Source organism: Mycobacterium sp. IDR2000157661, from assembly GCF_022317005.1.
GTDB lineage: Bacteria > Actinomycetota > Actinomycetes > Mycobacteriales > Mycobacteriaceae > Mycobacterium.
In genome coordinates this window covers 409,648-423,830 of the sequence record NZ_CP081006.1, presented here as the reverse complement: position 1 = coordinate 423,830, position 14,183 = coordinate 409,648, and the positions used below count along the sequence as shown (strand labels likewise).

Annotated in this window: 10 protein-coding genes; 5 read left to right on the top strand and 5 right to left on the bottom strand. The window is 67.5% G+C overall.

Going from position 1 to position 14,183, the window contains the following annotated elements:
- Positions 1-719 precede the first annotated feature (719 nt).
- Positions 720-2,594 (bottom strand): glycoside hydrolase family 2 protein, encoded by a 1,875-nt coding sequence (locus K3G64_RS02955; protein ID WP_238950372.1) that lies wholly within the window; start codon positions 2,592-2,594, stop codon positions 720-722.
- Between the two features lie 644 nt (positions 2,595-3,238).
- On the opposite strand from K3G64_RS02955, the gene K3G64_RS02950 reads away from it, so the two are divergent.
- From K3G64_RS02950 to K3G64_RS02940, 3 genes are all read left to right on the top strand, one after another.
- A complete protein-coding gene (locus K3G64_RS02950) occupies positions 3,239-3,574 on the top strand; it encodes an RNA-binding protein (RefSeq protein ID WP_238888877.1) in 336 nt (111 codons plus the stop codon).
- Positions 3,565-3,954, top strand: a complete 390-nt coding sequence (locus tag K3G64_RS02945; protein WP_238888876.1) for a DUF1330 domain-containing protein — start codon at positions 3,565-3,567, stop codon at positions 3,952-3,954. The genes K3G64_RS02950 and K3G64_RS02945 overlap by 10 nt, the downstream gene beginning before the upstream one ends.
- Positions 3,955-4,066: 112 nt before the next feature.
- Positions 4,067-4,837, top strand: coding sequence for an SDR family NAD(P)-dependent oxidoreductase (locus K3G64_RS02940; RefSeq protein WP_238888875.1), 771 nt, complete (start codon positions 4,067-4,069; stop codon positions 4,835-4,837).
- Here K3G64_RS02940 and K3G64_RS02935 read toward each other — a convergent pair.
- Both K3G64_RS02935 and K3G64_RS02930 read right to left on the bottom strand, forming a co-directional pair.
- The gene (locus K3G64_RS02935) at positions 4,806-5,591 is read right to left on the bottom strand and encodes an enoyl-CoA hydratase/isomerase family protein (RefSeq protein ID WP_238888874.1); all 786 of its coding nucleotides are present in this window, start codon (positions 5,589-5,591) and stop codon (positions 4,806-4,808) included. The two genes, K3G64_RS02940 and K3G64_RS02935, sit on opposite strands and share 32 nt — an antisense overlap.
- Before the next feature lie 26 nt (positions 5,592-5,617).
- On the bottom strand, positions 5,618-6,307 hold the full coding sequence (locus K3G64_RS02930; protein ID WP_238888873.1) for a TetR family transcriptional regulator: 690 nt from the start codon (positions 6,305-6,307) through the stop codon (positions 5,618-5,620).
- A gap of 261 nt (positions 6,308-6,568) precedes the next feature.
- Between K3G64_RS02930 and K3G64_RS02925 the strand changes: the two genes are divergently transcribed.
- A complete protein-coding gene (locus K3G64_RS02925) occupies positions 6,569-7,624 on the top strand; it encodes a ferredoxin reductase (RefSeq protein ID WP_238888872.1) in 1,056 nt (351 codons plus the stop codon).
- 18 nt (positions 7,625-7,642) lie between these two features.
- A complete protein-coding gene (locus K3G64_RS02920) occupies positions 7,643-8,803 on the top strand; it encodes a fatty acid desaturase family protein (RefSeq protein WP_370647076.1) in 1,161 nt (386 codons plus the stop codon).
- Positions 8,804-8,807: 4 nt separating this feature from the next.
- Here K3G64_RS02920 and nei2 read toward each other — a convergent pair whose 3' ends face one another.
- Positions 8,808-9,578 (bottom strand): endonuclease VIII Nei2, encoded by a 771-nt coding sequence (nei2, locus tag K3G64_RS02915; RefSeq protein ID WP_238888871.1) that lies wholly within the window; start codon positions 9,576-9,578, stop codon positions 8,808-8,810.
- Positions 9,579-9,599: 21 nt separating this feature from the next.
- Positions 9,600-14,168 carry an ATP-dependent helicase gene (locus K3G64_RS02910; protein WP_238888870.1) on the bottom strand — a complete coding sequence of 1,523 codons (4,569 nt, stop codon included), beginning with the start codon at positions 14,166-14,168 and terminating at the stop codon, positions 9,600-9,602.
- Between the last annotated feature and the right edge of the window lie 15 nt (positions 14,169-14,183).

Sequence of the window (14,183 nt, the reverse complement as noted above, 5' to 3'; positions counted from 1 at the left end):
GGGGGGCGTTGGGGGTGTGGAGGTCTGCCCGCCGACGTCTTCCTTCTCTTCGCCTTGGTGTGAATCTCGCTGAGGCTGCGCGGTTTCACCTTGGCGCGACACCTGCGCACCGCCACTGACGCTGACGTTCATCTCCGGTACCGCGGCGCCGCCCGGACCACCAGCCGCACCCGTCTCGTTGAGGCCGCTGGCAATACCCGGCTCGGGGACCACACCCGCAGCGCCGGTGTCGGTGTCGGTACCGGCCTGCTTCGCATCATCCGTGCTGGTATCAGTAGTGGGCGTCTCTCCGGTTTGCGAGGTGGTTTCGCTTGTTTCGCCACCGTCCTGGGCGCGCGCCACCCCCATGCCGCCGCCAGAACCGGTCGCCACAGCAATCCCGACGCCCAGGGCGACTGCCAACGCGCCCACCCGGCCCACATAGCGGCCGTAGCCGCCATCGGACGCCGGCGTCAGACGGTGGCGGCCAGCCGTGAGGAGATCACCGACCCTCTGCTCAGAACCCGCCTCAAGTGCCCGGGTCCGCCGCGCCCGACGCGCAGCGCGATTGCCGACTGCGATGGAACGAGAAGACTGTGCGGCCATGACGGCACCCTTCGCAAGGAGAAGACCTCAACGACGCAGGATGCGCCGCACCGCAAACGTATGGCCCAGCAGTCCCGGAGGAATCAGGGAAAACCCTAGCTTTGTATTCATAGGGGGTAGGCGCGAGAAGCCGCCTAGTCGCGCCGGTCCGGCCCGTGATCCAGTCGCGCCCCCGCGGCGATCACCGCGCGGTTTCGGTCGGCGACGGGTCGCAGCATCACCTTGACCAGCCAACGGTCATAGCTGAGAAATCCGTTGACCTCGTTCTCGACGTCGGTGGTCTGGGTGTAGACGGCACCGGACAGGCCACCGCGGCGGACCGCCTCTTCGAGGGCCCGGCTGACCTCGATGTAGCGTTCGGTCAGCCGGGCGCGGCTGTCGGTCATCTCATAAGCCTGCGGCCGTCCCGGCCATGCATTGCCGTCGAGCACAAGCCCGAGGCCACCGTACTCACCGTCGACCACGACGCGCTGCTCCAGCGGGATGGGCCGGTCGCCGAGCATCAGTCGATCGTCCTGCGGGGTGGCTGGATTGTTGAGTAGCACAGGGCTTCCGGGACCGACGTAGGTGTGGTCGTCGTAGACGTCACCGGCTCTGCTGTCCGGTCGCGACTTGCAGCAGTTCACGCCGCTGTTGGCGTTCACCATCCGCGTCGGATCGATCCGCTTGGCCAGCTGAGCGATCCTGGCCGTGTCGAATTCGCCCCAACCCTCGTTGAACGGCACCCAGCCGACGACCGAAGTGACGCTGCGTAATTGGTCGATCATCGCGACGAGCTCGCGCTCGAAGTTGGCTTTCGCTTGCGGCACCGGATCGGGGGCGGGGCCGATCGGGTTGTCGAGCGACACATTCAGCGACGGCATGTCCTGCCACACCAGCAGTCCCAGCCGGTCGGCCCAGTAGTACCAACGGGCGGGCTCGACCTTCGCATGCTTGCGCACGAAGTTCATGCCGAGAGCCTTGATGCGCTCGAGGTCGAAGCGCAGTGCGTCGTCGGTGGGTGCGGTGTAGATACCGTCCGGCCAGTAGCCCTGGTCCAGGGGGCCGTGCAGGAAAGTGATGTTGTTGTTCAGAGCGATTCGCGGCCTACCTTGCGGATCCCTGACCGTGCTGATGGTACGAAGGCCGCCATAGCTTTCCACCTCGTCGACGACCTTGCCCGACGCACCGACCAGTCGCACCGTCAGGTCGTAGAGATGAGGATCCTCCGGTGTCCACAGCCGGGGCTTCGGTACGGGCACCCGTAACGGCTCACCCGGTTTCCCGGATACGCGGGACACGATCGCGCCGCCGGGCGCCGAAACCACGACGTCGGCGACCTCGGCCTCGCCGGTCACGCGTGGCTTGACGGTGAAACCGGTCAGGTCTGGGGTGATGTCGAGCTTGTGGATGTGGGTGGCGCGCACCGGTTCCATCCACACCGTCTGCCAGATCCCCGAGGCGCCGGTGTAGAAGAGGCCACTGGGATCGCTGCGTTGCTTGCCGAGGGCGAAGGGGTGGTTCTCGTTGCGGTCTTCCACCCGCACCGCGATGTCCTGCCGGCCGGACCAGCGCAGCGCCTCGGTGATGTCGGCGCTGAAAGCGGTGTATCCGCCTTCGTGGTGAGCGACCTGCCGGTTGTTCACCCACACGGTGGCGATCTGGTCGACGGCGCCGAAGTGCAACAGGACCCGTTGCCCGCGCCAAGTTCCCGGGACCTCGAAGGTCTTGCGGTACCACATCTGCTCGTCGTGACGCTGAATGCCTGACAGCGCCGACTCGGTGGGGTAGGGGACCAGGATCTTCTCGTCGTACGCGCTCAACGGGGGAGGTTCGGGCCGCACGTTCCCGTGTGAACGGCCGGTGTAGGCCCACACGCCGTTGAGGTTCAGCCACCGTTGACGCGCCATCTGAGGACGTGGGTATTCGGGCAGTGCGTTGTTCGGTCCGACCAGGTGTGTCCATGGCGTCGACAAGGGTGGGCGCTGCCGCTGCCAAGCCTCGGCGGCATGAGCGGGGCTGTTGACCATGGTCAGAGCGGCCAGCAGGGCGGCGGTCACGGTCACTGAGCGGCGGAGTCGGCCGCGACGGCCGTTCGGTCGGCGGCTGGTGCGTGCGCGTCGTGGTCCTTCGGCGCAAGCGGACATCGAGGCTCCCCCATGGAATAAGAAAACAGCGACGGTCGCGGATACCCGACATACGCCGAGACCGCCTAGCAAATTCGGATTACTGACATCTACTCGGGGGCGTCCTGCATCTCCCCAGCACTCTTGACTCGATGTCGAGACGGCGTTTGGTGTCCTTCCCCGGTGCGGGTACCGAGCCAGCTGTCTCTATCTGGTGAATGAGCATTTGCGTTGGCAATTCTAGGTTTAAGTGAGTCAAGCGGAACCGAGCCTAGCATCTGAATGCGTCGCATGCCACGCACGGGCCGAGTGGTTCGCATAGCTATGGCCCACCCGTCACCAGCGCCCGATAAGGGCCCGAAACGTTCGTCGCTGGCAAACATTGGACGGAGTCGAGACAGAGCTGGACCGGCAGAGGCATCGCTCGACACATCGACGCTTGGACCGGCTTCGTTACGAATGCCTGAACGGTTCAGCCTCCCGCGCGGCGACGGGCTGCGACAATCGGACCGGCGACCTCGATGCGGGTCGTTTTCGAAGGAGGACATGTGCGCAAGATTGGCCTGTGCGCGGCCGCGCTGCTCTTCGCCGGCGGTCTGGTGACCGTCAGCGCACCGGATGCGGACGCGACGCTGTGTGGATCGGTCGGTGGAAGACACGTCGACGTCACCGGATGCGCCGACCCGCTCTCGTACTTGAATCAGCTCCCTCCGCCGCCACCCCCGCCGCCTCCTCCTCCGCCGCCACCACCACCGGGAGCGCCGCCACCCCCACCCCCGCCTCCACCACCGCCACCGCCCCCGCCGGTGTACGTGCCGCCTGCGCCTAACGTCGACGTGTGTGCCAGCGTCGGCCGGCGCGTCAGCGTCAGCGGGTGCATTTGAGGTTGAGCGCTCTGGAACCGACGCCCGAGCAGTTCGAGGCACTCGCGGCGCGGCCGCCGGACGAACCGGTGGTGATGGTCAACCTGCTGAAGTTTCGTGACGGCGGTGAACGGGACTACCGGCGTTACATGCAGGCCGCGGGCCCGCACCTGCAGCGTGTGGGCGGCACCGTGCGGTACGCGGGCGCAGCTCCGGACCAGGTCGTCGGTGACGGCGAACGGCCATGGTGGGACGCCATTCTCATCGTCGAGTATCCGTCACCGGCCGCGTTCACGGCGATGGTGACCGACGAGGAGTACCTCAAGATCCATCAGCACCGCGTCGACGCGCTGGAACGTGGAGATCTCATCGCCACCTCGACCTGGGCGCTGGCCGACTAGCGCCGTGTACCCGTCACCGTGCGGGTGGTGCATATCGCCACGATGGCCGCGCTGCTTCGTACACCGCCGAGCGGTTCGTTGCCGAGCATCGCGATCTGTTTGACTGACGCTCGTGGACCGCACTTCATTCGATCGCCTTTTCGACATGACCGACCGCACCGTCATCGTCACGGGCGGCACCAGGGGCATCGGCCTGGCGTTGGCCGAGGGTTTCGTTCTCGCCGGGGCGCGCGTCGTGGTGGCCAGTCGTAAGTCCGACGGGTGCGAGCAAGCCGCACAGCATCTATGCGGGCTCGGCGGCCAGGCCATCGGTATGCCGACTCATCTCGGCGACGTCGAGGCGCTCGAGGCGCTGGTGCACAGAACCGCAGACGAATTCGGTGGCGTCGACGTCGTGGTGAACAACGCGGCGAACGCGTTGGCGCAACCGATGGGAGAGATGACCACTGACGCGTTCACCAAGTCCTATGACGTCAATCTGCGCGGACCGGTGTTCCTCGTGCAGGCCGCCCTGCCGTATCTGAAGGACAGCCCGAACGCGGCGGTGATCAACATGGTTTCGGTCGGCGCCTTCAACTTCGCGCCGTCGCTGTCGATCTATGCCTCGGGTAAGGCGGCGCTGATGTCGTTCACACGCTCGATGGCCGCCGAGTTCGCGCCGAGCGGCATTCGTGTCAACGCCATCGCACCCGGGCCGGTCGATACCGACATGATGCGCAAGAACCCGCAGGAGGCCATCGACGCGATGGTCGGGGGAACGCTGATGAAGCGGCTGGCATCGGTTGACGAAATGGTCGGCGCCGCTTTGTTGTTGGCATCCGACGCGGGCAGCTACATGACGGGCACGGTGATCATCGTGGACGGCGGCGGAACGCCTCGCTAGCCTCTCGCATCTCGCCGCTGGTGGAGGCCAGGATCTGACTGCGGTTCTCCAGGTGCAGGGCCGCCTCCAGGCTCGATGCTTCGAGGTTCGCCCAGAGCACCTGCTTGGTGGATTCGACGCCGAACCTGCCGTATCCACAGAGTGTTTCGGCAATGGCCAGCGCGTCATCGACAACCGCCTCGTTCGCCGACAGCCGGGATACCAGGCCAAGGCGCAGCGCCTCGTCGCCGTCAACGGCCCGTGCGGTGAGGATCAAGTCGAACGCCGGCCCTGCACCGATGATCCTCGGCAGCGTATAGCTGACGCCGATATCGCATCCGCCCAGACCCAACTTGATGAACTGGGTGCAGAACCGCGTGGCAGGCGTGCCGATGCGGATGTCACATGCCAGCGCGATGCCCATGCCGCCGCCATAGGCGACGCCGTTGACCGCAGCGATCACCGGCTGGCGCAGGCGGTGGATGCGCGCGGTCAGATCGGCGATGCGTTCCTGCCAGCGCATGCCCGAGCGAGGGAACTCCGTACCCTCACCGGCCTTGTGCGGGTCCGGGTCGGTCAGATCCAGCCCGGAACAGAAACCACGACCGGCCCCGGTGAGCACCACGGCGCGGCAGTCGTTGCTTCTGCCGATCCCTTCGAACCCGGCGTGCAGGTCCTCGACGAGCTCATAGGACAGCGCGTTGAGCTTCTCCGGCCGGTTGAGGGTGAGCACGGCGATGTCCGGGCGTGGGTAGTGCAGCTGCAGGTGCGACATGCGCACACGCTAATCCCTCGGGTTTCTCAGACGGTGCTGCGCCAGCCGGCGACACCGACGACGATCATCCGCAGCTGCTTGATGGCCACCCGCTTGATCTCGTCGAGCGCGGCCTGATCGTGGGCGTCCTCGATCGCCTCGGCGATGACGATCATGGAGTTGACGAACAGGCTTGCGAGAATGTTGAGATCCTCACCGCTCCAAGTGTTCAGCCCGGGGAAGCGAGCGAGGTCGATCGCCAGTTCGGACGTGATGAGCCGGATCTCGGTGCGGATGGCATAACGCAGGACGGTGACCCCGCTGGAGCGCTCGCGGCCGATGAAACGCCAATGCTCGCGACGTTCGTTGACGCCGTCGATGAGGATGTCGACGCTCGATTCGATGACGCGCTTGGGGTCCAGTTTGCCCGCGCGTGCGCCGCGCAGCATCTCGCGCAGACTGCGGAACGACTCGTCGATGAGCACCAGCCCGAGAGCCTCCATCGAATCGAAGTGCCGATAGAAGGCAGCGGGCACAATGCCGGCCTCGCGGGTGACCTCTCGCAGGCTGAGCGCCGAGAAACTGCGATCCTCGAGGAGTTTGAGCGCGGCCGCGACGATTGCCCGACGGGTGGCTTCCTTGCGTTCCTCGCGGGTCAGGGCGTCGCGAGAGCGTGACCGCGGTCTTCCGGAACTCCTCGATCGCGCGGCCCGCGGATGGATGTGTTCACTGGCCACAGTGTCAGCGTACAGATGTTTACTCAGCCGCCGCCCCGCCGCGCGTGTCGAAGGCGGAAACCGGCTCCACCACTGCCGACGACGATCGGACCGATGTCCCGATGGCCAAAGCCGCCTCCAGGAGACGGCGCCTACCCCATGCGGCCGCTTTCGAAACGCTATGACGTGAGTTGAGCGTACGAACGTTCACAAGTGTGAATGCCGCCACAAACAGGACGTTTACCCTTGACGATGCCAACGTTCGGCGCGCATCGTATACACATGTTCACTCAAACTTTGACACAGCGGGTGCTCAAGTCACCGCTGGTCGACCTGCTCACCGGGCCGCATGGTGTGGATCGGTACACCGAGCTCGTCACCCCGACCTGGACCCAGGCGGACCCTCGCGCGAAGGTGGTCGCGGTGCGCCGCGAGACGCCCCGCAGCGTCACCCTCACCCTCGAACCGAATCAGGCGTTCACCGGTCACCGGGCCGGCCAGCACATCAACCTCACGGTCGAGATCGACGGTCGTCGGCGCACCCGGCCCTACTCTCCGGCCAACGCCGAGGGTGCTCGACTCATCGAGCTGACCATCGGCAGGCACGACGGCGGCCTCGTCTCGCCGTACCTCAACGACCACGCACGCCCGGGCATGATCGTCGGGCTGGACTCCGTGGGCGGCGAGTTCGTGATGCCGACCGTGCGGCCGCGCCGGATCCTGTTCGTCTCCGGCGGCAGCGGTATCACGCCGGTCATGTCGATGCTGCGCACGCTGCGCGCCGAGGCCTTCGACGGCGAGATCGCCTTCGTCCACTACGCACGCTCCGCGGACGAGGCGACCTACCGGGCCGAACTCGACCGGATGACCGGTGTGCGTGTCCTGCACGGGTACACGCGCGACACTGCAGGCACCGATCTCGAAGGCCGTTTCGGAGCCGCGCACCTGGCCGAGGCCATGCCGGAGCCCGACGCGGTGTTCGCCTGCGGCCCGGTGGAACTGATCGAAGCTGTCCGCATGCACTGCCCCGACGCGCTCCACGAGAGCTTCGTCCCGCCGACGTTCGCGCCGTCCGCGCAGACCTCCGGCGGCCTGGTGGCCTTCACCGACAGCAGCGTCGCCGTTGCCGACGACGGCCGCCCGCTGCTGGACCAGGCCGAGGCGGCCGGTCTCACCCCCGAGAGCGGATGCCGAATGGGCATCTGCCACAGCTGCACTCGCCGCAAGACCCGCGGCGCTGTCAAGAACCTGATCAGCGGCACGGTGTCGAGCATCGAGGAGGAGGACGTGCAGATCTGCGTGTCCGTGCCTCTCGGCGACGTCGACATCGCCCTCTGACGAAAAAGGAGTCACGAAATGACCGTCACCACAACCACAATGACAACCACAACCGCGACCGCGCAACCGCGCACCATCGAGAAGACCGTCGCCGGACGGAAAGTGAGCCTCACCCCCGAGCAGGCCGAGGCCTTCGGTCGCGAACTCGACGCGCTCAAGGATCGCATCGTCGCCGACCTCGGTGAGCGCGACACCACCTACATCCGCCGCGTCATCAAGGCGCAGCGCGGACTGGAGATCGGCGGACGGGCCCTGCTCTTCGGTGGCATCTTCCCGCCGTTCTGGCTCGCCGGCACCTCGATGCTCGGACTCTCGAAGATCCTCGACAACATGGAGATCGGCCACAACGTCATGCACGGGCAGTACGACTGGACCGGTGATCCGGCCTTGTCGGGCAAGAAGTTCGAGTGGGACACCGCCTGCCCGGCCGACCAGTGGCGCCATTCTCACAACTACATGCACCACACCTACACCAACATCGTGGGAATGGACCGCGATGTGGGCTACGGCATCCTGCGGATGAGCAAGGACCAGAAGTGGACCCCGTACTTCCTCGGCAACCCCGTCTATGCGTTCCTGCTGATGGTGCTGTTCCAGTACGGCGTCGCCCTGCACGAACTGGAGACCGAACGCATCCGCGCCGGTGAGATCTCGATCGCCGACAAGCGCGAGATCCTCGAGGGTATCTGGCGCAAGACCAAGCGTCAGACGCTCAAGGACTACGTCGCCTTCCCGTTGCTGGCCGGCCCGTTCGCACCCTGGGTTCTCGCGGGCAACCTCACGGCCAACCTGATGCGCAACGTGTGGTCGTACATGATCATCTTCTGCGGCCACTTCCCCGACGACGTGCAGGAATTCACCGTCGAGGAGACCAAGGCCGAGACCCGCGGCCAGTGGTACTTCCGTCAGGTTCTCGGCTCGGCGAATCTGACCGGGATATTTCCCCGTCGCTTCGCGGGCCCCCAGTCGGCGAAGCTGTTTCACATCCTCAGCGGCAACCTGTCGTTCCAGATCGAGCACCACCTGTTCCCGGATATCCCGGCGCACCGCCATGCCGAGATCTCCGAGGAGGTCAAGGAGATCTGCGAGCGTTACGGCATCCCCTACAACAAGGGCTCGCTGCCGCGCCAGTTCGCGACGGTGGTGCGCAAGATCGTCCGGCTGGCACTTCCCGGCTGAGGGCCTAGGTCTGGCAGACGGGGCACCAGTAGGAGACGCGGTCACTTGGATTGGCACCCGGGCCGTCCGATTGAATCGGTGTCCCGCACCGGCGGCACGGTCGGCCACGACGGCCGTACACCCACAGGTCGCGGCCGCTACGGGTGTCACCCGTCGTGGTGCGATTGACACGAGAACGATTGAGCCACAGCATGTCACGGGCCCGCTGCACCATCCGCAGCGGGTCTTTGACGTTGCTCACCGGAGTCGTGGGCAGATACCCGGTGACGAAGCAGAGTTCATTGGCGTAGACGTTGCCGACGCCCGCCATCACCCGCTGGTCCAGCAGGGCCTCGGCCACCGGCCGATCGGGGTCGGCGGTCAGGTTGGCCCTGGCGGTGCGCGGCTCCCAATCGTCGCCGAGCAGATCCGGTCCGAGGTGCGCGACGGCCTCCATGTCGTGGTCGCGCTCGAGGATTTCGAGCACTCCCAGGTCGACGCCCGCCGCCCGGGAATCGCTGGTGGCCAGCAGTATCCGGATCTTGTACTCGGGCACGCGGCTGATCTGCCCGCCGATCAGCCAGGCGCCTTCCATCTTGAGGTGCGAGTGGATGCTGGCATCACCGACGCGGATGAACAGGTGTTTGCCCCGACTGAGTACTTCGTCGACCGCGCAACCGGTGAGGTCGACGGTCGCGAATTTCGGCACCCGGACATCACAGCGGGTCAGCACCTTGCCGACCAGAGCCTCGCGCAGTTTCGTGCCGGCGCGAAACACGGTGTCTCCTTCGGGCATGGTTCAGCCTATCCGCCTGCGTCAGCGCAGGCGCAGTCCGCGCGGCGTGCGGCTGAACCCCGCCCCGAGCAGCGCGTCGTGCACTCTGGCACGTTCACCCTCGGCGCCCGGTTCGAGCACCGGCACGCCGTTGACCTTTTCCACCAGGAACGCCCCGACGCGTCCGCTGCCCACCAACTCGGCCAGCGCACCCGCCGCGGCGGCGTGCGCGTCGGCGTCGCCGGTGAAGCTCAGCAGCGAGCGCCCCCCACGTTCGAGAAACCACGTGAGTTCGCCGTCGACCAGTGCCACCAGTGCGCCGGCCTTGCGGCCCGGACGATGCGTCTTGTCCTCGTCGCCGGCCTTCTTCGCGGGCCACGGCAACGCCGCACCATAAGGATTGGCCGGGTCCGCGGCCGCCATCACCACCGCGTGATACTCACGCTGATCGGGGTCGACGCTGTCGAGGTAGGTGCGCAACCGGTCCACGGTCGAGGTCGCGGCGAACTGCGCGCCGCCCAACGATTCGACGAAATAGCCACGCTGACAGCGCCCGGTGTCCTCGAACGCGGTCAGAACCTTGTAAAGCATGGCGAAGCCGCCGGGTATCCCTTCGGCGCCGACGGCTCCCTTGGTCAGCACGCCGTGCCGGCCCAGCAGCAGTTCGGCTTGGAAGTGCGCGCGCACCGTCGATTCCGGTTCCGGTGCCGGCAGCGCCGACCAGCGGCCCGCGACCGTCGGATCCGAACTCCGCGCCTGAGGGTTGGCGACACTGTAGCGGCTCAGCCGCGGGGCGCGCTGTTTCTGCCGGTGCGCGGGGGCGCCCCGCCGACCTGTCTGGCCGCGGGCGCCGGTCAGCAACGCCCGCACCGGCGCGAACGTGTCGCCGGTGACCCAACCCGCCCAGATCAGTTCCCACAGCGCGCGTTTGACTTCCTCTCCTGGTTTGTCGCCCAGCTGCCGGAAGAAGTACGCGCCCCCACCACCGAGCGTGTCGAGGATCGCGCGGTGGGTGTCGGTGAGCTCGATCTCGGCCGGTGCGCTGAGCGTCATCGGCGCCGAATCCGCCATGTGGAACGCGATCCAGCCGTCCGAATTGGTGGTGCCGCCGCCGATCTGCCCGGCACCCGACCACGTGACCTCGCCCGAGGCCAGCAGCTCGTCGAGCATCGCAGGCTGATAGTCGCGCACGCGCTGGCCGAGCACCAGCGGTTCCACCGCCGACGCGGGGATCGGCACCCCGGAAAGCTGGTCGATCACCGACGCCAGCCCGTCTGTACCGGCGTTGTGGGTGGAGCCGACCTGCTGCCAGGCGGGCAGGAACCGTCCGTAGGCCGCCGTGCTGACCGGCTCGATCTGCGCGCGCAACGCGGCCAGCGACCGGCGCCGCAAGATCTTCAGCACATCGGCGTCGCACCACTGTGCGCCGGCGCCATGGTCGGTGACGTCGATGTCGGTGAACTCACCCCGAATGAGGTTGCCGTCGATCGCCATCCGGCCCAGCACGTCGGCGGTGACCCGCAGACCGAGCCCGAACCGGGCCGCCGCGTCACCGGTGGAGAACGGGCCACGGGTGCGGGCGTAGCGGCCGAGCAGCTCGCCCAGTGGATCGTCGACCGACTCGGTGAACGCCGTCGGCACGCCGACGGGCACTGCGACCCCGACACCGTCCCGCAGCAGCCCGACGTCCTCGACCGCGACCCACCACGTGCGGTCGGCGAAGGACACCGTCAACGCTCGTTTCGCGGCGCGCAACCCGTGGAGCCAGCCGCCCACGTCGGACGTGGTGCAGCGCCGGCCGATCTCGTCCTCGGTGAGCGGGCCCAGCAGTCGCAACAGATCGGCGATGCCCTCGGCGTCGCGGGCCTGCCGGTCGTCGCTGAGATGTTGCAGCTGCCGGGTGGTGCTCGCGATCACTTCCGGGTCGAGCAGCTCGCGCAACTCCACGCGTCCCAACAACTCCGCGAGCAGCCCGGTGTCCAACGACAATGCCGCCGCCCGCCGCTCGGCGAGCGGGCTGTCGCCCTCGTACATGAACGCCCCGACATAGCCGAACAGCAGCGAGGCGGCGAACGGCGACGGCATGGTGGTCTCGACCTCGACGATGCGCAGCCGTCGTTGCGCCACGCGGTGCATCAGTTCGGTCAGGGCGGGCACGTCGTAGACGTCCTGCAGGCATTCCCGCACGGCCTCGAGCACGATCGGGAAGTCGGGATACTTGCGCGCGACGTCGAGCAGCTGTGCGGCGCGCTGGCGCTGGTGCCACAGCGGTGAGCGCTTGCCGGGATGACGTCGCGGCAGCAACAGCGCACGGGCGGCGCACTCCCGAAACCGCGACGCGAACAGCGCCGAACCGCCGACCTCGGCGGTGACGATCGGCTCGATCTCATCGGCGTCGAACACGAACAGATCCGCGCCGGGGGGCGGCGTTCCTGAATCAGGCAGGGTGTCGGGCAGCCGCACGATGATGCCGTCGTCGGAGGCGGTCGGCTTCTCCTCGATGCCGTAGCGCTCGCGCAGTCGGCGCGATATCGCCAGCGCCAGCGGGCCGTGCACACGCAACCCGTACGGGGAGTGCAGGATGACGCGCCAGTCGCCGAGCTCGTCGCGGAACCGCTCGACGACGAACGTGGCATCTGAGGGCAGCACGCCGGTGGCCTGGCGTTGGTCGTCGATCAGCCGCCACAGGTTGTCCGTCGCGAACTCGTCGAAACCCATTGCGCCGCAGCGCGCGACGAAGTCGTCTTTGCCGAGCCGGGCCAACTCGCCGGTGAAGGCGCCGACAGCAGCACCCAACTCGGCGGGACGCCCGACGCCGTCACCTCGCCAGAACGGCAGCCGTGCGGGCTGGCCGGGCGCGGGAACCACCAGCACCCGGTCATGGGTGATCTCGGTGATCCGCCAGCTGGTCGCGCCGAGCGAGATGACGTCACCCGGGCGCGACTCGTAGACCATCTCCTCGTCGAGTTCGCCGACCCGCGAGGGCTTCTCGGATTCGGTGGCCAGGTACACGGTGAACAGACCGCGGTCGGGTATGGCCCCTCCGCTGGTCACCGCGAGCCGCTGCGCGCCGGGGCGGGCGGTCAGCGTCCCCGCGTCGCGGTCGTACACCAGCCGCGGTCGCAGTTCGGCGAACTCCGTCGACGGATACTTGCCGGACAACAGGTCCAGTGTCGCCTCGAACGCGCTTCGGGGCAGCGTGGCGAACGGTGCACTGCGTCGCACCGCGTCGAACCAGCGGTCGGCGTCCAACGGCTCCAACGCACATGCCGCCACCGTGTGCTGGGCCAGCACGTCGAGCGGGTTGGTCGGCACCCGCATGCTCTCGATCTCGCCGGCGAGCATCCGGGTGACCGTCACCGCACACCCGATCAGATCGGTGCGGTGCTTGGGGAACAACACGCCCTGGGAGATCTCGCCGACCTGATGACCGGCCCGGCCGATGCGCTGCAGACCGCTGGCCACCGACGGCGGCGCCTCGACCTGGACCACGAGATCGACAGCGCCCATGTCGATCCCGAGTTCGAGGCTCGAGGTCGCGACGACGGCCTTGAGCCTGCCGCTCTTGAGGTCGTCCTCGACCAGCGCACGCTGTTCCTTGCTGACCGATCCGTGGTGGGCGCGAGCAAGGAGCGTCGGTGCCCCGGACGCCTGCCCGCTGCCCATGATGTAGGCCGGTGCCCCGCCGGCGACCCCGGCGTTGGGCCCGGTCTCCAGTTCGACGTCGGACCGCTCGGCGTGGATCTCGTTGAGCCGGGACGTGAGCCGCTCGGCGAGGCGTCGCGAATTGGCGAACACGATCGACGAGTTGTGCGCCTCGATCAGATCGACGATGCGTTCCTCGACGTCAGGCCAGATGGTGTTGTTCTCCAGGTTCGCCATGTCGGGCACCGGTACCTGCACCGACAGGTCGAACGTCTTGGCCGCCGGTGGCGCGACGACGGTGGTGCGGGCCTGTCCCGACAGAAACCGGGCGACCTCCTCGGGCGGCCGCACCGTCGCCGACAACCCGATCCGCTGTGCGGGCTTGTCGAGCAGCTGGTCGAGCCGTTCGAGCGACAACGCCAGATGCGCTCCACGCTTGGTGGCGGCGACGGCGTGCACTTCGTCCACGATGACGGTCTGCACCTCCGCGAGCGTGTCGCGGGCCGCCGACGTCAGCATCAGGAACAGCGACTCCGGTGTGGTGATCAGGATGTCCGGCGGGTTGGTGATCAGCTCTCGGCGCTGCGCGGGCGAGGTGTCGCCGGATCGCACCCCGACACTGATCGACGGAGCGGGCACGCCAGTGCGATCGGCCACCCGGGCGATGCCGGTCAGCGGGGTGCGCAGGTTGCGTTCGACATCGACGGCCAGTGCCTTCAACGGCGAGACGTACAGCACCCGGGTGCCCGACCGCGGGGGCCGCGGTTCGCTCGCGGCCAGCCGGTCGATCGCCCACAAGAACGCCGCCAGCGTCTTACCGGACCCGGTCGGCGCGATGACCAGGGTGTTGTCACCGTCGGCGATCGCCGCCCAGGCCTGTGCCTGGGCGGGCGTCGGCTCGGCGAACGTCCCGGTGAACCACTCCTGGGTCAGTTCGCTGAAGCGGGTGAGGGCGGTGCTGCTCATCGCCACCCATACTGC

Coding starts and splice junctions, on each gene's coding strand:
- K3G64_RS02910 (WP_238888870.1), bottom strand. CDS start 14,168: ATGAGCAGCACCGCCCTCACCCGCTTCAGCGAACTGACCCAGGAGTGG.
- K3G64_RS02955 (WP_238950372.1), bottom strand. CDS start 2,594: ATGGTCAACAGCCCCGCTCATGCCGCCGAGGCTTGGCAGCGGCAGCGC.
- K3G64_RS02920 (WP_370647076.1), top strand. CDS start 7,643: ATGACCGTCACCACAACCACAATGACAACCACAACCGCGACCGCGCAA.
- nei2 (WP_238888871.1), bottom strand. CDS start 9,578: ATGCCCGAAGGAGACACCGTGTTTCGCGCCGGCACGAAACTGCGCGAG.
- K3G64_RS02935 (WP_238888874.1), bottom strand. CDS start 5,591: ATGTCGCACCTGCAGCTGCACTACCCACGCCCGGACATCGCCGTGCTC.
- K3G64_RS02925 (WP_238888872.1), top strand. CDS start 6,569: ATGTTCACTCAAACTTTGACACAGCGGGTGCTCAAGTCACCGCTGGTC.